This window comes from Steroidobacteraceae bacterium (assembly GCA_041395505.1).
GTDB lineage: Bacteria > Pseudomonadota > Gammaproteobacteria > Steroidobacterales > Steroidobacteraceae > JAWLAG01.
Window position 1 is genome coordinate 312,056 of sequence record JAWLAG010000001.1, and the last position, 18,516, is coordinate 330,571.

Sequence of the window (18,516 nt, forward strand, 5' to 3'; positions counted from 1 at the left end):
CCATGGCGGACAGGTTCCTGTGCCTTCTGCTGCTGATGGGGCAGGCCGTTGCCGCTGCTGCTTCCGGCGGGCGCATCGTCACCGACGACCTGGGGCAACGACTCGACCGTCCCGATCGACCATTGCGCATTGTCAGTCTCGCGCCGGGAGCCACCGAAATGCTCTTTGCCGCAGGTGCCGGCGTGAATATCGTAGGCACGGCGGAGTATTCCGACACGCCCGCCGCGGCGCGCAACATCGCGCGTATCGGCGACAGCCAGGCGCTCGATGTGGAGCGCATCATCGCGCTGACGCCGGATGTCGTCGTCGCCTGGCCCCAGGGCAATCCGGCAGGAGAAATCGACAAACTGCGCCGGCTCGCGTTGCCCATTTATCAGCAGCAGGCGGCCAGGCTCGCGGAGCTCCCGGATTCGTTGCTGCGGCTCGGGGCGCTGGCGGATTCGGCAAAGCCGGCTCGCCGGCGCGCGGCCGTTCTCCGTCGCGAAATCGCAGCTCTGCGAGCACGTTACGCGCATGCCGAACGGATGAAGGTGTTCATCCAGATCTGGGATCAGCCGCTATACACCGTCGGCGGCAGGCATTTCATGAGCGATGCGCTCAGTCTCTGCGGCGCGGACAACATATTCTCCGATCTGGCTCAAAGTGCGCCACTGGTCAGCGTCGAAGCCGTGATCGCGCGCAATCCGCAGATCATCGTCGCCGCCGCACCACAGGGGTCCGCCGAAGGATGGCTCTCCTCCTGGCGTCGTTTTCCCGACCTGGACGCCGTTGCACATGCGCGCCTGGTTGGTTTCGAGGATCAGCGCTTTGGAAAGCTCGCGCCGAGCGCCGTGAATGCCACGGCGGCATTGTGTCAGCGGCTCTCTGCCCTTGTGGCGCCGCCGCTCAGTCCCTGAAGTTCTCGTACTGCAGCGGGCGGTCGAATTCACCGCGGCGCAGCAGAGCGATTGCGGCCTGCAGGTCGTCGCGCTTCTTGCCGGTGACCCGGACCTTCTCGCCCTGGATGCCGGCCTGCACCTTGAGCCTGGCCTCCTTGATGAGGCGGCTGATCTTCTTGCCCGTTTCCTGGTCGATGCCGTGGCGCAGGTTGACGGTCTGTCGCGCCTCGGCCAGGTTGGCCTGCGGCTCGCCCACCTCGAGGCAGGCGACGTCGATACCGCGTTTCGCCAGCCGTGGCTTCAGGATATCCAGCATCTGCTGCAACTGGAATTCGACCTTCGCAGTCAGGGTGACGGCAAATTCATCGAGAACATATTTCGCGCCGCTGTCCTTGAAATCGAAGCGCTGCGATAGTTCCCGATTGGCTTGATCGACCGCGTTGGTCAACTCGTGGCGGTCGATCTGCGATACGACATCGAAAGATGGCACGCTCAAGGCTCCGCTGCGCTGGTCGCCACCTCGCTTGTGGCGGCTGCTTCGTTGAGTAATTGTTCAACCGTGGCGTCGAAGCTCTCGATGAGCTCATCGTAATGCGCGCCGGTTGCAGGACCATCGAATCCAGTGTGGATGCGGCGCACCTTGCCATTGCGATCAATGAAGATGGTGGTGGGAAATGCCCGGACGGCATCCAGCTGCGGCATCTGCCCGGTGGCCAGCTTCTTGTCGGAAGAGCCGGCAACCAGCGTCGTATAGCGAATGTCGTGGCGCTCGCGGAAGCGCTGGATGGCAACCACGGCCTCGCTGAAATTGCTGGCGTTCTCGAACATCAGTGCGATTGCCTCGAAGCCGCGGTCGCGGTTTCTGAGGTAATACGGCGCCAAGAACGCAGCCTCATCGTGACAGTTGGGGCACCAGCTGCCGGCGAGCGTTACTACCACGACCTTGCCGGCGAAACGAGGGTCGCGCAGGTTGACCCGGTTGCCCTCGAGATCGGGGAATTCGAAACCAAAGGCTTCGCTGTCGCTGCGCAGCCTGGTGCTGCTCTCGCCGTCTTCGATCGCAGCCGCATCGTCGCGCCGTCCGAGAAATATCTCCTCGCTGGCAAGACCAGACCAGTACTTGCCTTGCATCAATCCATCCGGACCGATGCGGCCGCGCAGCAGGTAGGCATGTGCGCCGTCGAAAGTCGAGAGAAAGAACTCGTTGTCGAGCACATCACCGGCGAGGTAGCGGAAATCGCCGGTGGGCGTGAGGAATGTGCCGCTGAGTTCATGATGCGACTGCCGGAACTCGCCAACCGCAGGATAGGAATTGCCGTCACTGTCGGTGAAGGTGACGGCCCAGCGCCCGGTCAGGTCGGCGTTGTCCGTGAGGGGCTCTTCGACGAAGCGAAACTTCAGACCATGGCGGGCACGGAAGTCGATGACCTGGTTCTTGCCGTCGCGCTTGACCAGGGTGAGCTTGCCGCGCAACTCGGGGCCGTCGACCTTGGCGACTATACTGTTGACGAACCCCGGCATCACCATGCTGAGCCCGCCATCGGCCACGGTTATCTCCGGCACCCGGACGCGCTCATCGCCGTTCTGCAGATAGGCGACGTAGTTGCCGTCCTCCCGGGCAATGTCGAGGCCAAAAGGGGTCTCGCCGCCCGGGAGTTTCAGCGTCGCGCGGTAGTGCCCGAGCAGCACCGGTTCGGTCATCGGCAATGCCGGACCGCCATCCGCTGGAGCCGGCTCGCCCGCGGATACCGGCTCGCGCTGGCCGCAGCCCGGTAGCGCAGAGGCAGCGATTGCGATGCAAAGCGCGGCAAACAGTTCAACTGCGCAGCGTTTTCTCGAGCTTGTCCGTGGCGTCATTGCCGATTTGTCCGCGAAGGAAATCCAGTATCACGGGTACGAATTTCTGGGCATCGTTCTGGCTCAGGCCGAGCTTGGTGAATCCGGCGAGCACACTCGCGATGATTGCCGTGTTGCTGCCGCCTACGGCGGACATCATGCCGCCGAATAGCTTGCCGACTCCGCCCGTGGCGGGCGCCTTGCCAATCAGATCGGCCACGCCCGGCACACGGTCAAACATCGAATCGAATTGCTCCGCGCCGAGTTTGTCGCGCGCGGCCCGAAACAGTACCGCGGCGCCGCCCGAGGCCTGCCGCTCGTCGACGCCGAGCTTCTCGACCAGCGCGGCTACAAGATCTTTCATGGCTGACTACCTCTGATAGGCCGGAGCCGGGAATCCATCGGACCCCTTGCGGAACGGCATCCACAATAGCGCAATCTCGCCGATTGCAATATCGGATTTGCGCGGCGCAAGCTCCGTGCGCTCGAGCGCGATGGTACTGGCATCGAGGTCAGCGCCCAGGCGGTCGATCTCGGCCGCGCACTCGCGCTCGAGGTCCGCAAGCCGCGAGCGCAGGACCTCGGCGCTTTCACTGGCCCGTGTGACGTCGTCCTTTTCGCGGCCGATGCGCGATGCCGAACGCGCGGCAGTCACCACCCGGCCGATGTTGCCTGCGGTAACGCGTCTTCTGCCGAGCAACGCGCCGAGGATGCCGGCCCCAACCGACAGGGCAGTCTGCATCTTCTGCTGCGTCACCTGGGATTTTTGCACTTCGACCTTGTCCTCGGCGCGGCGCAGGCTGTCCTGCAACTTGCTCGCGCGATCGGCATATTTCTTGCGCAGCTCCGCGACCGCCGCATCGCGCTGCTCGCGTGCCGTGTGGGCAAGCCGTGCCCGAAAATCGCTTTCGGTCTCATCCGGATTGGAATGCTGGCCGAGTTCGCGGCAACCGAAGACAATCGCGCGGCGCTTCTCATAGAGATTCGCGGCGAGGGATTTGCCGTACTGATCGTAGGACTTGCTGCGAAGCGCCGCGGCTGGAAGATCGGCGAAGGTCGCGCCGGTCGTCGGTGCATCGCCGAGGGCCGGGTCGATGTTCGCGGCCTCATCCCACAACGCGTCGCTCCCGTCATCGTTCAGTGGCGCCGCGATCTGCAGCGTCGACCACTGGTCCACGCTGCGTTTCGAATCGACGAAATGCAGTTTGGCGCGGCCAAGCAACATGGGCCTGTAGACGATGGCGCCATCGCCCGGCAATGCACCCAGGAAATACTCCTTCACGCCTGCAGGCACATTGGGGCGCGCAGCGGTGCCCGTCGCTGCGACGGCCGTCGCGAGCGGTGCGGCGATGTTCGCCGCCGCAGCCGGCTCCACGGCGCGTTGACCCTGCATCACGCGCGTGATCTCCGCGCCCGTGAGCGGGCCGCGCAGGTAGGACAGGGCCCAGCGGCTCTTGAACAGCAATGGCGCGTCATCGTGCACGTTGCGCATGAAGAACACCCGCTGTTCGAGCTGGGAGATAAGCGAGTCGATCTGGCCCTTGTCGAATTCGCTGCTGCCGGCGAGCGCGCTTTGCAGACCTTCGACGACCCGTTGTTTGTCGCGCTCGGTCTGCAGCCGCCCTATGAACCACGTGCCGCAGTTGGAAAGGCCCTTGTAGTCGAGGTCCACCGGATTCTGGGTCGCGAGAATGCAGCCAACGCCGAAGGCGCGCGCCTGCTTCAGCAGCGTCAACATGGGCACTTTGGACGGCGGGTTCGCGCTCGGCGGGAAGAAACCGAAGATCTCGTCCATGTACAGCAATGCGCGCAGCGCGCCAGTACCCGATTGTCGGCGCATCCAGGCGATCAATTCGTTCAATATCAGCGTGACGACGAACATCCGTTCCGCATCGCCGAGATGCGCAATGGAGATGACCGCGATGCGCGGCTTGCCGTCCATGCCGAACAAAAGCTGTTGCACATCGAGCGCCGCGCCCTGCATCCACGCGCTGAAGCCGGGGGAGGCAAGCAGGTTGTTGATCGACATCGCAAGCTGCGTGCGCTCGCTGGCGGGGTAGAAGGTTTCGAGGTCGAAGGCACCCACCTTGTCGAATGGCGGTTTCTGGATGCGGTTGATCAGGCTCGGCATGTCGAGCGTCTGGCCATCGCGCCAGCCGGCATCGATGATGTTTGCGATCAGGATATGGTCGCGACTCTGCAAAGGATCCGCGTCGCGACCGATCAGGCCGAGCAGACCCGCGGTCACGCCATTGATGCGCTCGCGAAGCGCTGCGGGATCCATGTTGGCGAGATCCGGCGGTGGCGCGAAGGAGCGCAGCACCGACAGCGCCAGTCCGGTGGTCGCGCCGGGCGTATAGATATCGACCGCAGCCGCGGCGCGGAAGCGTTCTATCCTTGCCGGCTCCTGCTGCCATTCGGCAAGCCCCTCGCGCCACTTCGTCGCAGTCGCAGCGGCGAGTTGCGCAACGCTGACGTTCTTGCGGGCCGCTTCGGCGGCATCGACCCAGGGCTCGAAGTCCTGCGGTTGCAGCTGCGGAAACCGCAGTGCAAGGTTGGCGATATCCCCCTTGGGATCGATCGCAATCGCCGGAATGCCATCGATGGCGGCTTCCTCGAGCATGGTCAGGCACAGGCCGGTCTTGCCGCTGCCGGTCATGCCGACGCAGACCGCATGCGTGGTCAGGTCCTTCGAGTCGTACAACAAGGGTTCTTCGGCCAACCGGCCGGCCGCCGGATCGTAGGCCTTGCCAAGGTAGAAAGCGCCGAGTTTTTCGTAATCGATCATGGCTCGAAGTCCGTTTTCAAAGCGGCAGGGCGGAACGATAGCGGACCGGCGGTGCAAGGGCGAGGGTTGCCGGCGTAGGTCCCGCCTAACGGCCTGTATTTCCTGGAAGTCCCGCCGAGGCGGCGGCCTGGGCGGCTTGCTTGACCTCGCCGCGTGCCCCGGCGATACTGAATTCTATGGCAGCGACCGCAATCATGACCCGACGCTGGTGGTGGCGTGACTCCTGACGGAGCTCGTGCCGGATTGCTGTTCACGCTGAATTCTCGACCCTAGTACTCACTGAACCTCAAAGGCCCGTCTCCGGTTAGCTCCCGGGACGGGCCTTTCATTTATATACGGTGCGGTCTTGCGCAGAAGTTTCGACATAGCAGGTGATCTGGAAACTCCGGTATCGGCCTTCCTGAAACTGGCGGCCTTCGATCCGATTTTTCTGCTGGAGAGCGTCGAGGGCGCCGAGCGCGTCGGTCGCTACTCGTTCATTGGGCTTGGCAAGGAACTCGACGTACGGCTCGAAAATGGCGAGCTGCGCTGCGGGGCCGAGTCGCTGCCGGTGCCCGACTGCGCGAGTCTCCTTGCCGGACTGCGCCGCGCCCTGGCCGCAGTGCCGCACCCGCGGGCGCCTCGGATTTGCGCGCCACTGGCCGGCGGACTGGTCGGCTACTCGAACTACGACGTAATCCGACGGCTGGAGCCGGCAATGAATCCGGCGAACGCACCGGGCATCGAGTTGCACTACAGCGCACCGCGGACCCTCCTGGTATTCGATCACCTCACGCGCGGCATCAACGTCCTGCATTCGGGCAGCGAAGCCGAGCGTCAGTCGCTTTGCCGTGAATTGACCGGCGCATTGGCGGCCGCCCGCCCGAAGCCGCGTCCCGGCCGAGGGGCAAGCGAACCGAGCCAGTCGCTGTCACGTGAGGATTTCTGCGAACGGCTCGCGAGCGTGCGCGGCCATATCGCAAGCGGCGATGTCTATCAGCTGGTCCTGTCGGTGCAGTTCCAGGGACGGCACAGCTGCGATCCTTTCGAGGTGTATCGGGCACTGCGCCTGATCAATCCGTCGCCCTATATGTACTTCTGTCGCTTCGATGAGCAGACCGTGGTCGGATCATCGCCGGAGGCGCTGGTGCGGCTGCAACAGGGTCTGGCGCAGTTGCGACCAATTGCCGGGACGCGACCGCGCGGCGCCCACCCGGCTGAAGATGAAGCCAATGCGAAGGAATTGCTGGCCGATGCCAAGGAGAACGCCGAGCACGTCATGCTGGTCGACCTCGCCCGCAACGACCTGGGGCGTGTGGCGCACTCGGGGTCCGTGATCGTCGATCCGTTCCGCTCGATCGAGCGCTATAGCCATGTGATGCACATGGTGAGTGGCGTGGCCGGGCGGCTCGCCGATGGCCGGGATGCTTTCGATCTTTTCGCTGCGGCATTTCCGGCCGGCACACTCGTCGGCGCACCCAAGGTGCGGGCGATGCAGATCATCGATGAGCTGGAACCGGTTCGCCGCGGCCTCTATGGCGGCACGGTGGGTTATTTCGGCGCGGACGGCAACATGGACCAGGCGATCGCGATCCGCACCCTGGTGTTTCGCGGCGATGAATACACCTATCAGGCGGGAGCAGGGATCGTGGCCGACAGCAATGACGAAGGCGAGTGGCAGGAAGTGCTGGCCAAGAGTGCATCGGCTGCGCGCGCCCTGGCGCTGGGTGCGGAGGGTCTATGACGACACGCCTCCTGCTGATCGACAACTATGATTCGTTCACCTACAACCTCGTGCAGGCCTTCATGGTGCTCGGTGCCGAAGTGATCGTCGAGCGCAACGATGCCATCGATGCCGATCGTGCCCGAGCCCTGCAGCCTACCCACTTGTGTATCTCGCCGGGACCCGGAACACCGGCCGATGCGGGGATCAGCATGAGGATGATCGAGGCGTTCGCCGGCGATGTCCCCATACTCGGCGTGTGTCTGGGACACCAGTGCATCGTCTCGGTATTTGGCGGCCAGGTCGTACGCGCCGCGAGACTGATGCACGGCAAGACATCGCTGGTGCAGCACGAGGGCAGGGACCTGTTCGCCGGTCTGCCACAACCCGTCGAGCTGGGACGTTATCATTCGCTCATTGCCGCGGCCGATTCGATGCCGGATTGCCTTGCAGTGACGGCGCGTACGGCAGAAGGGGAAATCATGGCGGTGTCGCACCGCGAATTCGCGATATTTGGCGTGCAGTTTCACCCCGAGAGCATTTTGAGTCCGGCGGGGCCGCAGTTGCTGGCGAACTTTCTGCGCTACGCCAACGCCCGCAAAGCGCAGGAGTCCTTGTCGTGAGCACTCCCTCGGCAGAGCGCGCCGCCGTGATCGAACGATTGTTCGATGGCGGAAATCTCGACGAACAGCAGGCTCGGCAGCTGCTCATGACGCTGACAGATCCCGGGCTCGCGCCAGCGGTGGCGGGTGCGATCCTCGGGGCGCTGCGCGTCAAGGGTGTCACCGCAGCGGAACTGCGCGGCCTTGCCGGTGGGCTGCGCGAACTTGCGATGCGTCCGCCGTTTGCGGTGAGCGAGGACATGATCGACATCGTCGGTACCGGTGGCGACGGCTCGAGGAGCCTCAATATCTCGACAGGCACGGCATTGCTGAGTGCCGCCTGCGGTCTGCCCGTCGTCAAACACGGCAATCGCGCGATTTCGAGTCGCTCCGGTAGCGCCGATCTCCTGGCAGCGCTTGGCCTGCCCATGCCCATGGACGGCGCAATGGCTGCGCGCTGCCTGCAGGAGACCGGCTTCACCTTCCTGTTCGCTCCTTTCTATCATCCTGCGATGCGCAGCGTCGCGCCCATCCGCGCAGCGCTTGCAACACGCACGGTGTTCAATATCCTGGGACCGCTCGCGAATCCCGCCGAGCCGCCCTGTCATTTGATCGGCGTATACGATCTCGAACTCGCCCGCCTCATGGCCGAAACGCTCTCGGGCATGAATGTGCGACGCAGCTTCGTGATACGCGGCTACGATGGCTGGGACGAGCCAACCACCGTCGGTGAGTTCCATGTATTCGACGTCACACCGGGTCGCGTAGAAAGCAGTGTGCGCGATGCCAGGGACTATGGCTTCGACGTTGCCCGACCCGAACAGCTGCTGGGCGCAGACTCGGCACACAATGCCGACGTCCTGCGTCGCAGTCTGCGCGGCGAGCTGCCAGGCCCGTATCTCGACTGCCTGTTGCTGGGCGCCGGCCTCGCGCTCGAAATAACCGGCCGGGTCGCCGACTGCGGCGCCGGCATTGCGCTCGCCCGACGCGCCATCGCGGACGGTTCCGCCGCCGCTACCCTGGCTCGCATCGAAGGTTTCGCCGCGAATGCCTGACGTACCCGCCGAGGACTTTCTGGCATCGATGGCACGCGCAAGCCGCGAGCGGGTCACGCGCGCGAGCGCGCTGCGATCGATGAGCCAGTTGCGCGAGCTCTGCGCGCGGATGCCACCTCCGCAAGCGCTGCGCCTGTCGAGCACGGGATTTGATCTCATCGCAGAGCTCAAGCTACGTTCTCCGGCGCAAGGACAACTGGGCAAGGCGGCTGATGCCGGTGTGATTTCCGCGCGCGTCGAGGCGTATGCCAACGCGGGCGCAGCCTGCATTTCCGTGTTGACCGAGCCCAGTCGTTTCGATGGCAGCATGCGACATCTGGAAATGGCAACGCGCGCATTGGCTGGCCGCGCAACTGTCGCCATGCGCAAGGACTTCATCGTCGATCCCTATCAGGTCTATGAGGCACGCGCCGCCGGTGCCAGCGGCGTTCTGCTGATCTTGCGCATGACCAATGACGATGAGACCGCGGATCTTCTTGCAAGCGCGGTCGACCTCGGCATGTTCGCGTTGCTCGAGGCTTTCGATGCGGATGATCTGCACCTGGCGCGGCGTTTGATCGATCGCCACTCCGGCGGTGCCGATAACATCCTGGTTGGTGTCAATTGTCGCGATCTCACGAGTCTCGCGGTGGTGCAGTCCCGCCTGTTCGAACTCGCGCCGCTCCTGCCCACTGGCTGTGCGCGCGTTGCGGAGAGCGGGATCGACAACCCCGCCGACGCGGCCGCGGTGCGCGAAGCCGGTTACCAGCTCGCCCTGGTTGGCACAGCACTGATGCAGAGCCAAGATCCGGGTGAGGCTGCGTCGGCCATGCTGCGCGCAGCGCGTGGCGGCTGAGCGCCCGATGTGGATCAAGATCTGTGGCATGAGGGAGCCGCTCGCGATCGATGCCGCCGTGCAGGCTCGCGCCGATGCGCTCGGTTTTGTCTTCGCCGAGTCCGTGCGGGAAGTCAGCCCGCAAGTGGCGGCGCAGCTGACCCGCACACTGCCCGGGCGCATCGCGCGCATTGCGGTCACGCTGCGTCCGTCGCAGCGGCGTATCGATGCCATGCTGCGCGAATTCACACCCGATGCACTGCAGATCGACGTCGCCGATATTGCAGGTCTGCGCTTGCCGCAGGAGCTGGCGCTGTTGCCGGTACTCCGTGATGGCGTGACGATGCCCGAATCGGCACTGCCGGAGCGTGTACTGTTCGATGCGAAAGTCAGTGGGGCCGGCGAGTTGTCCGATTGGTCGGGCGCGCAGCAATTGGCAAGGCGCACGCAGCTCGTGCTTGCCGGCGGGCTCGCGCCCGAAAACGTCGCGGCGGCGATCTCCGCGGTACAGCCTTTCGGTGTCGATGTTTCGAGCGGCGTCGAAAGTGCGCGCGGCCGCAAGGACCCGGAGCGAATAGCCCAGTTCATCGCCGCAGCGCGGCGTGGTGATGGAGAACGAACAACATGAAATTATCCCTCTCGGCCGCGGATACCGCGGCCTGGCTCGACGCCGAACTGCGCGGCCAGTTACCGGACAAACGCGGTCGCTTCGGCGCTTTCGGTGGTCGCTATGTGCCCGAAACGCTCATTCCCGCGTTGGAGCGGCTGGAGGTGGCGGTGCAGCAACATCTGCACGCCGAGGACTTCCAGAAGGAGTACACGGGTCTCCTGCGCGAGTGGGTCGGCCGTCCGACTGCGCTCAGCTTCGCGCCGCGCCTGTCTGAGCGCTGGGGGGCAAGCGTGTGGCTCAAACGCGAGGACCTCGCGCACACCGGAGCGCACAAGATCAACAACGCCATCGGCCAGGCGCTGCTTGCGAGGCGCATTGGCGCCACCCGCATCGTCGCCGAGACCGGAGCGGGCCAGCATGGTGTTGCGAGCGCGGCGGCATGCGCGCGACTCGGCATGCCCTGTGTCGTTTACATGGGCGCCGTCGATGTCGAGCGCCAGGCGCCAAATGTCGGCCGCATGCGCTTGCTCGGCGCAGAGGTGATACCGGTCGAGGGCGGCGATAGAACACTACGCGCAGCCATCGACGAGGCCCTGCGCGACTGGGTCGCCGATCCCCTGGCGAGCTACTACCTGCTCGGTTCGGCGGTGGGTCCGCATCCCTATCCGTATCTGGTGCGGGAACTGCAGTCGGTCATCGGTCGCGAATCGCGGGCGCAATTTGCCGAGCAGCACGGTGGCCTTCCCGATGCGGTGATTGCCTGTGTTGGCGGTGGCTCGAACTCCATTGGCATGTTCCATCCATTCATCGGTGACCGCGATGTCACCATGATCGGCGTTGAAGCCGGCGGTCGCGGCGCGGCAATTGGCGATAATTCGGCGACGCTGTCCTATGGCCAACCGGGCGTTCTTCACGGCAGCTACTCGATGTTGTTGCAGGACGAGCACGGGCAGGTCCGCGAGACTCATTCGATCTCAGCGGGACTCGACTACCCTGGCGTCGGTCCGGAGCACGCGCTGTTGCAGGCGACCGGACGCGTCAAGTACAACTCCGTAAAGGATGAAGAGGCGCTCGATGCACTGCGCGAGTGCGCGCGGCATGAAGGCATCCTGGCCGCGCTCGAGTCCGCACACGCACTGGCGGGGGCGCGTCGCCACGCGCGCTCTCACCCCGGCAGTTCGATCCTCGTGTGTTTGTCGGGACGCGGTGACAAGGATCTCGCAACGCTGTTGCAGGCGGTGGACCATGTCTGAGGCACAATCAGGTACGGCCCTGCGCGAGGCGATCGCGCGACGCAAAGCCGGGGGCGAGCCGGCACTGGTTGCGTTCATTACCGCCGGCTATCCGCGCCGCGACGATTTTCGCAAGCAACTCGAAGCGGTCGGCGCGGCGGCCGATATCGTCGAAATCGGCGTGCCCTTCACCGACCCCATGGCGGACGGCGCGACGATCCAGCGATCGAGCCAGGCGGCGCTCGAGCAAGGCGTCACACTGCAGTGGATACTCGAGGAGTTGACAAGAGCCCGGCACCAGGCGTCGCCGCTGGTTTTGATGAGCTACCTCAATCCTCTTATGGCATTCGGCCTCGAGCGCCTTGCGGACGCGGTCGCCGCGGCCGGCGTCTGCGGTTTCATCGTCCCGGACCTGCCGGTCGACGAGGCCGATGAGCTGCGCGATGCGCTCGATACGCGCCGGGTTGCGCTCATACAGATGGTTACGCCGGTGACGACCGCGCCACGGCGCGCGCAGTTGCTGCAGGCCAGTCGCGGCTTCGTGTACGCGGTTACGATGACCGGAACCACGGGTCGAGAGGTCACCGTGCCGGAAGCGACTCTTGAATACCTGCGCGAGGTTCGCGCGGGCTCGCCGCTGCCGGTCTGCGCAGGCTTCGGTATCCGCAGCAAGGCGCAGGTCGAGCGGCTCGCCGGTGTGGTCGACGGCGTCATCGTAGGCTCGGCGCTCGTCGAGGCGCTGGAGCAGGGGCGCGATCCTCAGGAGTTCCTGCAAAGTCTGCGCTGAGGCGCTACAGTGCCGCCATGGTGACGGGCGTGCATCACATCAATTTCCTGGTGCGTGACCTCGACGCCGCACGCGAGCGCTTCTCGTCCCTGGGGCTGAAATTCGAATCGCCGGTGACGCTGCCGGCGCGGGGAGTCGTCACATCGCGCGCTCGGCTCGGTAATGTCTGGCTCGTGCTGGTGCAGCCGCAATCGATGGATTCGCTGCCCGGACGACGGCTCGCCGCGCAGGGCGAGGGGATATTCCTGGTCTCCTTCGAGGTCGATGATCTCGATTCCGCCGTCGCGGCAATCGGCGAGAACGGTGGCCGTGTCAGTGGCGACCCGCGCCATGGCCTCGATGACTGGCAGGTCATCGATCTCGATCCCACTGCGTTTTGCGGTGCTGCGCTGCAGCTGTGCGTCGAGACATCCCGCACAGTGGCTGGAGCAAGCGGTGTCTGAGGCAGCGCGCTATATCAGCATCGACACGCGCTTTCGTGGCCCCAGCGACTCGGCGAACGGCGGATTCTTCTGTGGCATGGTGGCCCGCTTCGTCAACGGCACGGCCCGGGTCCGACTGCACGCGCCGCCGCCGCTGCGCACCCCCTTGCAGGTCATGCGCGGCGCGGACGGTGCGGTCGAAGTTACCCATGGCGAGCGACGCATCGCGACCGCAGGCAGTGCCGTGCTGGATCTGGTCGTGCCGGCGCCCACCGACTACATGACCGCGCTCGAGTGTTCGCGCCACTATGCGGGCTTCAATGCCCACGCCTTCGAGGAATGTTTCGTCTGTGGACCGGCACGCCGCGCAGGTGACGGGCTTCGCCTTTTTGCAGGTCCCGCCGGAGCGCAGCGCGTAGCTGCGCCGTGGCGACCCGACGCCTCGCTCGCCGGAAGCGATGGCAAGATTGCGGCAGAGTATATGTATGCCGCGCTCGACTGCCCCGGCTATTTTGTGGTCGGCAACGGCGCCACCGTAATGTTGCTTGGCGAATTCACCGCGCATGTCGATCGCGTCGTGCATGTCGATGAGCCCTGTGTCGTTATCGGTTGGCACATCGCCTCGGAGGGCCGCAAGCACCGGGTCGGCACGGCGGTATTCGACGAAGACGGTGAACTCTGCGGTCGCGCTCTGGGTTTATGGATCGCGCCGCGCGCGCCAGCTGCCTGACAATGCGCGCAACAGCGCCATGATTCCGACGGCACCCAGTGCGAGCGCCGCCATGCGGTAACTGGCCGATACGGCCAGCCAGACCGGAGCAGCCAACAGGCAGACGGCGCCGACCATGATCAAGTCGCGCCGCCGGTGATCTTCCCGCAGGCGCGCTTCCAGACGCTCGAGATCCGCCGAACGAACTGCCACAGCGAGGTCGTCATCGCGAGCGCGCTGCACCAGTCCGCGCAAAATGGCTGGAAGCTCGCGCGCCGAGCTCAAAAGCTGCGGCAGCTGCTCGCGCATGTCCTCGACGATTTGCCGGCCGCTGACACGCTCACGCATCCACTCGCGCAGGATCGGGTTGGCTGTCTGCCAGATGTCGAGTTCCGGGTAGAGGTCCCGGCCCAGACCTTCGACATTGAGCAGCGTCTTCTGCAGCAGGATCAGTTGCGGTTGGATCGTCATGTTGAAGCGCCGGGAAATCTCGAATAGCCGCAGCAGTACGGTGCCGAAGGAAATGTCCTTGAGCGGCTTGTCGAAGATCGGCTCGCATACCGTGCGCACCGCAGATTCCATTTCGTCGACGCGCGTATTGCGGGGAACCCAGCCCGATTCGAGATGCAGTTGCGCGACGCGGCGATAGTCGCGGTCGAAGACGGCAAGGAAATTCTCGGCAAGATAATGCTGGTCGGATGGATCGAGCGTGCCCACGATCCCGAAATCCACCGCGGCATAGCGCGGCTTGGCCGGATCGTCCACGAGTACGAAGATATTGCCGGGATGCATGTCCGCATGAAAGAAATTGTGGCGGAAAACCTGCGTGAAGAAGATCGTCACGCCGTTCTCGGCCAGGCGGCGGATGTCCGTACCCGCCGCGCGCAGCCGCGCCATGTCGCTGATGGGAATGCCGCGCACCCGCTCCATCACCATGACGTTCCTGCGGCACAGATCGAAATGCACTTCGGGGACGTGCAGGAGCGGCGAGCCTGCGAAATTGCGCCCAAGTTGCGCGGCATTGGCTGCCTCGCGCATCAGATCGAGTTCATCCAGTATGGTCTTCTCGTACTCGGCGACCACTTCGATCGGGCGCAGGCGCCGCGCCTGGGGCGCATAGCGCTCGGCGAGCCGCGCGAGAACATGCAGTACATCCAGGTCGCGGCGGATCACCTCATGCATGCCGGGCCTAAGCACCTTGACGATGACCTCGCGTCCATCGCGCAGCGTCGCCGCGTGCACCTGCGCGATCGATGCTGCCGCGAGAGGTGCGGTGTCAAAACCCGCAAACAAGGTGAGCGGATCCTCGCCGAGCGCCGCCGCAATGCTCCGGCGCGCCAGTTCCCCATCGAAAGGCGGCACCCGGTCCTGCAACTTGGCGAGCTCATCGGCGATATCGGTTGGCAAGAGATCACGGCGTGTCGAGACCGCCTGGCCGAACTTGACGAAGATCGGGCCGAGCTCCTCGAGCGCCTGGCGCAGACGCACCGCGCGCGGCGCGCTGTTGCGGCGGCGCCAGTTGCCCGGCCACAGCAGGCGCAGCAAACGCAGGGGTCTATATAGATGTGTCGCGCGGACGTAGTCGTCGAGCCCGTTGTGCAGCAGGACCTGCTGGATCTTCAGCAAGCGGCGCGCGACGTCGAAAGTCATGCCGCCTCGTCCAGGCGTTTCATCAGCAGGTCGCAACGTGCCTCCAGCCTGTCCGCATCTTCGCGCAGCGCATCGATGCGCTCGAAGAACTGCCGGGCTTCCTGGATCGGCACAAGATCGCCACTCTCGTGGGCAAGGAACTCGAACACGTTGCTGACAGTGGTGCGCACACCGCGTCTGCCGAAGGCGAGCATACCGCCGGCTGCTCGCGCCAACTGGTGCGCGGGCAGATCGCCGACGATTCGGGCGAGTTCTTCCTCTACGTCGGGACCCAACAACCTCAGCAGCGCCTGGTATTGCTCTGCGACCTCGCCATCGCCGGCGATACGTACGCCCGATGGTGCGCCCTGTGTCGCCTCGCGTCGAACCAATTGCAGCAGCGCGAACACCGTGCCATCGACGGTGACGGCTGGCGGCTCCACGGGTGGTTGCCGGCTTACCCGCAGTGACTTGCCGAGTGATTCGACGGTGACCGCGAGTGCCGTGCCGCGTACTTGCACCCGCATCGCCCGATTGCGAAGCACCCCGAGCAGCTGAATCGCACGCGGCGATTCGCCGACCCGTCGATTGAGGAGATTCTCGATAAGCTCGCTCAGCAAACCATTACCCTTCAGTAGCGCCAGCCGCGATGCAGGGCCACGATGCCGCCGGCGAGGTTGTGATACCGGCAGTCTTCGAGGCCTGCCTGCTGCATCAGCTGCAACAGGGCCTCCTGATCGGGGTGCATGCGGATCGATTCGGCGAGGTAGCGATAGCTGTCGGCGTCGCCCGCCACCAGCCTGCCCAGCCGTGGCAGGACCTGGAACGAATAGGCATCGTAGATCGGCCCCAGGACCGGCACCTTCGGCCTCGAGAACTCCAGCACCAGCAACTGGCCGCCGGGCTTCAACACTTCGCGCATCGCGTCAAGTGCGCGCGCCTTGTCGGTGACATTGCGAAGCCCAAAGGCGATCGTCACGCAATCGAAACTGCGAGCGGCGAACGGCAGTCGCTCCGCGTCGGCGAGGACGGGCACGATGCCGGTTGTCATGCCGGCATTGATCATTCGGTCGCGGCCGCGTGCAAGCATTGCTTCGTTGATATCGGACATGACCACCAGGCCGCTGCTTCCCACTGCGCGTGCAAGCCCCATGCTGATGTCCCCGGTGCCGGCCGCAACGTCGAGGACATGCTGGCCGCGCTGAATGCTGGCAATGTCGAGCATGAAGCGCTTCCAGAGCCGATGAGCGCCCATCGACATGAGGTCGTTCATGACGTCATAGCGGTTGGCGACGGAATCGAAGACCGCGCGGACTCGCGCGCCTTTCTCCCCGGGAGCTACCCGCTGATAGCCGAAATCGGTCAATCCGGAACCTGAACGGTCGTCGGTCATGGGCCGATTCTAGCGGCAGCACAGGGCGCGCGCAGTCGTAATCCGTGGCACGGACCGGCATCGCCCATGCGGCCAAGTCCCGCTGGAAGGGGCGGCCAGGCGGGCTTCGGCGCGATACGGCGACCGCAGCCTGGAACGACGCAGCGTAAATCGCGACGTCGTACCGTGACTTTTCTCAGTCGGCCTTTATACTTATGCAGCCAATGCCAGCGACCTTTTCAAGCTCGCCCGACTTCCCACAGGGTTCATGAAGCCTACCGACACGTCCGAACCGGACTATTTTCACAAGGTTGTCGATTGCCAGTGGGCCTGCCCGGCACACACCGACATCCCCGAGTACATCCGCCTGATTGCCCAGGGACGCTTCACCGATGCGTACATGGTCAATCGCAAGTCCAACGTTTTTCCGGGGATACTCGGTCGCGTATGTGACCGCCCCTGCGAGCCCGCGTGCCGGCGTGGCCGGGTGGAGGACAAACCGGTCGCCATCTGCCGCCTGAAGCGTGTCGCTGCCGATCACAAGGATGCCTTTCTCGATCGGCTGCCGGCCATTCCAGACAGGAAGAACGGCTACCGTATTGCCTGCATCGGCGCAGGTTGCGCATCGCTCACGGTCGCCAATGACCTGATGCCGCTCGGCTACGAAGTGACGATCTTCGAGCAATTCGGCGAACCCGGTGGCCTGATGCGCACCAATATTCCGGCATTTCGCCTGCCGCACAGCGTGCTCAACGAAGAAATCGGCGCGATCGTCGACATGGGTGTCGACTTGCGACTGAATCACCCCATCAAGAGCATGCGCGAATTGCTCGACAAAGGCGGTTTCGATGCCGTGTTCGTGGGATCCGGCGCGCCCAAGGGCAAGGAATTGAAATTGCCGGGCCGCGCCGAGGCGGCGGCCAACATCCATATCGGCATCACCTGGCTCGAAAGCGTTGCATTCGATCATATCGAACGCATCGGCGAGCGCGTACTGATCATCGGCGTCGGCAATACCGCGATGGATTGCTGCCGCACTTCACTGCGACTCGGCGCGAGGGATGTCAAGGTGATGGCGCGCAAGCCGCGCGGCTTTTTCAAGGCGTCCGACTGGGAGCTCGAAGACGCCGAAGAAGAATCGGTGCAGATCATCATCAATCACTCGCCCAAGGAATTCGTGGTCGAGAACGGCCGCCTCGTCGGGATGAAATTCGACCGCATGGAGTACGACATCGACAAGGGTCGAATCAAGAGTGAGCGGATCGTCGAAGAGGTGTTCATACCCTGCGACGACGTCATTCTCGCCATCGGCCAGGAGAACGCCTTTCCCTGGATCGAACGCGATCTCGGCATTGAATTCGACAAATGGGACGTGCCGGCCGTGAATGAAACGACGTTCCAGTCGACACGGAATGGCGTTTTTTTCGGCGGCGACGCCGCGTTCGGTCCAAAAAACATCATCTGGGCGGTGGAGCACGGCCACCAGGCCGCAATCTCCATACACAACTACTGTCAGGGCGTTGCGCTCGAGGACCGGCTTGCCCCTGGCGTCAACCTGCACAGTCGCAAGATGGGCATGCATGAGTGGTCGTACTCGAATGACTACAATCCCGTTGAGCGGCGACTGATGCCGCATGTCTCGCTCAAGGAACGCTTCAAGAAGATCAACATCGAAGTCGAACTCGGGTTTACCGCCGAGCAGGCGGCTGCGGAAGTGGCTCGCTGCCTCAATTGCGACATGCAGACGGTTTTCGACGCGAAGCTGTGCATCGAATGCGATGCCTGCATCGACATCTGCCCGGTCGACTGTCTGACCATCACCGCCAATGGCACCGAGGAGCAACTGAAATCGCGACTCAAGGCGCCGGCAATCAATGCCGAGCAGGCGCTCTATGTCTCGGAGCCGCTCAAGCAGACGGCGCGGGTGATGGTCAAGGACGAGAATCTCTGTGTCCATTGCGGTCTGTGTGCCGAGCGCTGTCCGACCGCGGCCTGGGACATGCAGAAGTCGGTGGTGCATTGGCCGCACGCCGAAGACCAGCCCGCCCCGAAGCGAGTCACTGCCAAAATAGCCTGATCC

At 64.3% G+C, this 18,516-nt stretch carries 18 protein-coding genes; 11 read left to right on the plus strand and 7 right to left on the minus strand.

Translation table 11 applies throughout. From position 1 onward, the window contains the following. Positions 1-2 precede the first annotated feature (2 nt). A complete protein-coding gene (locus R3E77_01410; GenBank protein ID MEZ5498065.1) occupies positions 3-896 on the plus strand; it encodes a helical backbone metal receptor in 894 nt (297 codons plus the stop codon). Here R3E77_01410 and R3E77_01415 read toward each other — a convergent pair. The 4 genes from R3E77_01415 to R3E77_01430 are packed head-to-tail and all read right to left on the minus strand — an operon-like array spanning position 886 to position 5,502. Beyond that, the gene (locus tag R3E77_01415; protein ID MEZ5498066.1) at positions 886-1,368 is read right to left on the minus strand and encodes a YajQ family cyclic di-GMP-binding protein; all 483 of its coding nucleotides are present in this window, start codon (positions 1,366-1,368) and stop codon (positions 886-888) included. The genes R3E77_01410 and R3E77_01415 overlap by 11 nt on opposite strands. Positions 1,369-1,370: 2 nt before the next feature. Beyond that, positions 1,371-2,735: a TlpA disulfide reductase family protein gene (locus R3E77_01420; GenBank protein MEZ5498067.1), complete on the minus strand. Its 1,365-nt coding sequence runs from the start codon at positions 2,733-2,735 to the stop codon at positions 1,371-1,373. Further along, the gene (locus R3E77_01425) at positions 2,695-3,078 is read right to left on the minus strand and encodes a DUF2780 domain-containing protein (GenBank protein ID MEZ5498068.1); all 384 of its coding nucleotides are present in this window, start codon (positions 3,076-3,078) and stop codon (positions 2,695-2,697) included. Before R3E77_01425 ends, R3E77_01420 begins: the two co-directional genes overlap by 41 nt. Before the next feature lie 6 nt (positions 3,079-3,084). Beyond that, positions 3,085-5,502 (minus strand): hypothetical protein, encoded by a 2,418-nt coding sequence (locus R3E77_01430; GenBank protein ID MEZ5498069.1) that lies wholly within the window; start codon positions 5,500-5,502, stop codon positions 3,085-3,087. Positions 5,503-5,848: 346 nt separating this feature from the next. Between R3E77_01430 and R3E77_01435 the strand changes: the two genes are divergently transcribed. Genes R3E77_01435 through R3E77_01475 form a run of 9 tightly spaced genes read left to right on the plus strand, consistent with a single transcriptional unit; the run spans position 5,849 to position 13,456 of the window. Further along, positions 5,849-7,225 carry an anthranilate synthase component I family protein gene (locus tag R3E77_01435; GenBank protein MEZ5498070.1) on the plus strand — a complete coding sequence of 459 codons (1,377 nt, stop codon included), beginning with the start codon at positions 5,849-5,851 and terminating at the stop codon, positions 7,223-7,225. Beyond that, positions 7,222-7,827 (plus strand): aminodeoxychorismate/anthranilate synthase component II, encoded by a 606-nt coding sequence (locus R3E77_01440; GenBank protein MEZ5498071.1) that lies wholly within the window; start codon positions 7,222-7,224, stop codon positions 7,825-7,827. The genes R3E77_01435 and R3E77_01440 overlap by 4 nt, the downstream gene beginning before the upstream one ends. Beyond that, positions 7,824-8,861: an anthranilate phosphoribosyltransferase gene (gene trpD, locus R3E77_01445; protein MEZ5498072.1), complete on the plus strand. Its 1,038-nt coding sequence runs from the start codon at positions 7,824-7,826 to the stop codon at positions 8,859-8,861. The genes R3E77_01440 and trpD overlap by 4 nt, the downstream gene beginning before the upstream one ends. Then, entirely contained in the window at positions 8,854-9,696 is an 843-nt protein-coding gene (locus tag R3E77_01450) for an indole-3-glycerol-phosphate synthase (protein MEZ5498073.1), read from the plus strand. Before trpD ends, R3E77_01450 begins: the two co-directional genes overlap by 8 nt. Positions 9,697-9,724: 28 nt before the next feature. Next, positions 9,725-10,303 carry a phosphoribosylanthranilate isomerase gene (locus tag R3E77_01455; protein MEZ5498074.1) on the plus strand — a complete coding sequence of 193 codons (579 nt, stop codon included), beginning with the start codon at positions 9,725-9,727 and terminating at the stop codon, positions 10,301-10,303. Continuing rightward, entirely contained in the window at positions 10,300-11,538 is a 1,239-nt protein-coding gene (gene trpB, locus R3E77_01460; GenBank protein ID MEZ5498075.1) for a tryptophan synthase subunit beta, read from the plus strand. The genes R3E77_01455 and trpB overlap by 4 nt, the downstream gene beginning before the upstream one ends. Continuing rightward, positions 11,531-12,304 carry a tryptophan synthase subunit alpha gene (gene trpA / locus R3E77_01465; GenBank protein ID MEZ5498076.1) on the plus strand — a complete coding sequence of 258 codons (774 nt, stop codon included), beginning with the start codon at positions 11,531-11,533 and terminating at the stop codon, positions 12,302-12,304. Before trpB ends, trpA begins: the two co-directional genes overlap by 8 nt. A 17-nt stretch (positions 12,305-12,321) precedes the next feature. Then, positions 12,322-12,747 carry a VOC family protein gene (locus R3E77_01470; GenBank protein ID MEZ5498077.1) on the plus strand — a complete coding sequence of 142 codons (426 nt, stop codon included), beginning with the start codon at positions 12,322-12,324 and terminating at the stop codon, positions 12,745-12,747. Continuing rightward, positions 12,740-13,456, plus strand: a complete 717-nt coding sequence (locus R3E77_01475) for a hypothetical protein (protein MEZ5498078.1) — start codon at positions 12,740-12,742, stop codon at positions 13,454-13,456. Before R3E77_01470 ends, R3E77_01475 begins: the two co-directional genes overlap by 8 nt. Here R3E77_01475 and ubiB read toward each other — a convergent pair. The 3 genes from ubiB to R3E77_01490 are packed head-to-tail and all read right to left on the minus strand — an operon-like array spanning position 13,424 to position 16,457. Beyond that, positions 13,424-15,085 carry a ubiquinone biosynthesis regulatory protein kinase UbiB gene (ubiB, locus tag R3E77_01480; GenBank protein MEZ5498079.1) on the minus strand — a complete coding sequence of 554 codons (1,662 nt, stop codon included), beginning with the start codon at positions 15,083-15,085 and terminating at the stop codon, positions 13,424-13,426. The two genes, R3E77_01475 and ubiB, sit on opposite strands and share 33 nt — an antisense overlap. Beyond that, positions 15,082-15,684, minus strand: a complete 603-nt coding sequence (locus tag R3E77_01485; GenBank protein ID MEZ5498080.1) for a hypothetical protein — start codon at positions 15,682-15,684, stop codon at positions 15,082-15,084. The genes ubiB and R3E77_01485 overlap by 4 nt, the downstream gene beginning before the upstream one ends. Positions 15,685-15,695: 11 nt before the next feature. Next, positions 15,696-16,457: a class I SAM-dependent methyltransferase gene (locus tag R3E77_01490; protein MEZ5498081.1), complete on the minus strand. Its 762-nt coding sequence runs from the start codon at positions 16,455-16,457 to the stop codon at positions 15,696-15,698. A gap of 247 nt (positions 16,458-16,704) precedes the next feature. Here R3E77_01490 and R3E77_01495 point away from each other — a divergent pair, with 247 nt between their 5' ends. After that, positions 16,705-18,513, plus strand: a complete 1,809-nt coding sequence (locus R3E77_01495; GenBank protein ID MEZ5498082.1) for an FAD-dependent oxidoreductase — start codon at positions 16,705-16,707, stop codon at positions 18,511-18,513. Positions 18,514-18,516 lie beyond the last annotated feature (3 nt).

What these genes read in the sequence shown, in the direction of transcription:
- R3E77_01470 (MEZ5498077.1), top strand. Translation starts at nt 12,322, where the DNA reads ATGGTGACGGGCGTGCATCACATCAATTTCCTGGTGCGTGACCTCGAC.
- R3E77_01455 (MEZ5498074.1), top strand. Translation starts at nt 9,725, where the DNA reads ATGAGGGAGCCGCTCGCGATCGATGCCGCCGTGCAGGCTCGCGCCGAT.
- R3E77_01430 (MEZ5498069.1), bottom strand. Translation starts at nt 5,502, where the DNA reads ATGATCGATTACGAAAAACTCGGCGCTTTCTACCTTGGCAAGGCCTAC.
- R3E77_01490 (MEZ5498081.1), bottom strand. Translation starts at nt 16,457, where the DNA reads ATGACCGACGACCGTTCAGGTTCCGGATTGACCGATTTCGGCTATCAG.
- R3E77_01410 (MEZ5498065.1), top strand. Translation starts at nt 3, where the DNA reads ATGGCGGACAGGTTCCTGTGCCTTCTGCTGCTGATGGGGCAGGCCGTT.
- R3E77_01440 (MEZ5498071.1), top strand. Translation starts at nt 7,222, where the DNA reads ATGACGACACGCCTCCTGCTGATCGACAACTATGATTCGTTCACCTAC.
- R3E77_01420 (MEZ5498067.1), bottom strand. Translation starts at nt 2,735, where the DNA reads ATGACGCCACGGACAAGCTCGAGAAAACGCTGCGCAGTTGAACTGTTT.
- R3E77_01495 (MEZ5498082.1), top strand. Translation starts at nt 16,705, where the DNA reads ATGAAGCCTACCGACACGTCCGAACCGGACTATTTTCACAAGGTTGTC.
- R3E77_01450 (MEZ5498073.1), top strand. Translation starts at nt 8,854, where the DNA reads ATGCCTGACGTACCCGCCGAGGACTTTCTGGCATCGATGGCACGCGCA.
- R3E77_01425 (MEZ5498068.1), bottom strand. Translation starts at nt 3,078, where the DNA reads ATGAAAGATCTTGTAGCCGCGCTGGTCGAGAAGCTCGGCGTCGACGAG.
- ubiB (MEZ5498079.1), bottom strand. Translation starts at nt 15,085, where the DNA reads ATGACTTTCGACGTCGCGCGCCGCTTGCTGAAGATCCAGCAGGTCCTG.
- trpA (MEZ5498076.1), top strand. Translation starts at nt 11,531, where the DNA reads ATGTCTGAGGCACAATCAGGTACGGCCCTGCGCGAGGCGATCGCGCGA.
- trpB (MEZ5498075.1), top strand. Translation starts at nt 10,300, where the DNA reads ATGAAATTATCCCTCTCGGCCGCGGATACCGCGGCCTGGCTCGACGCC.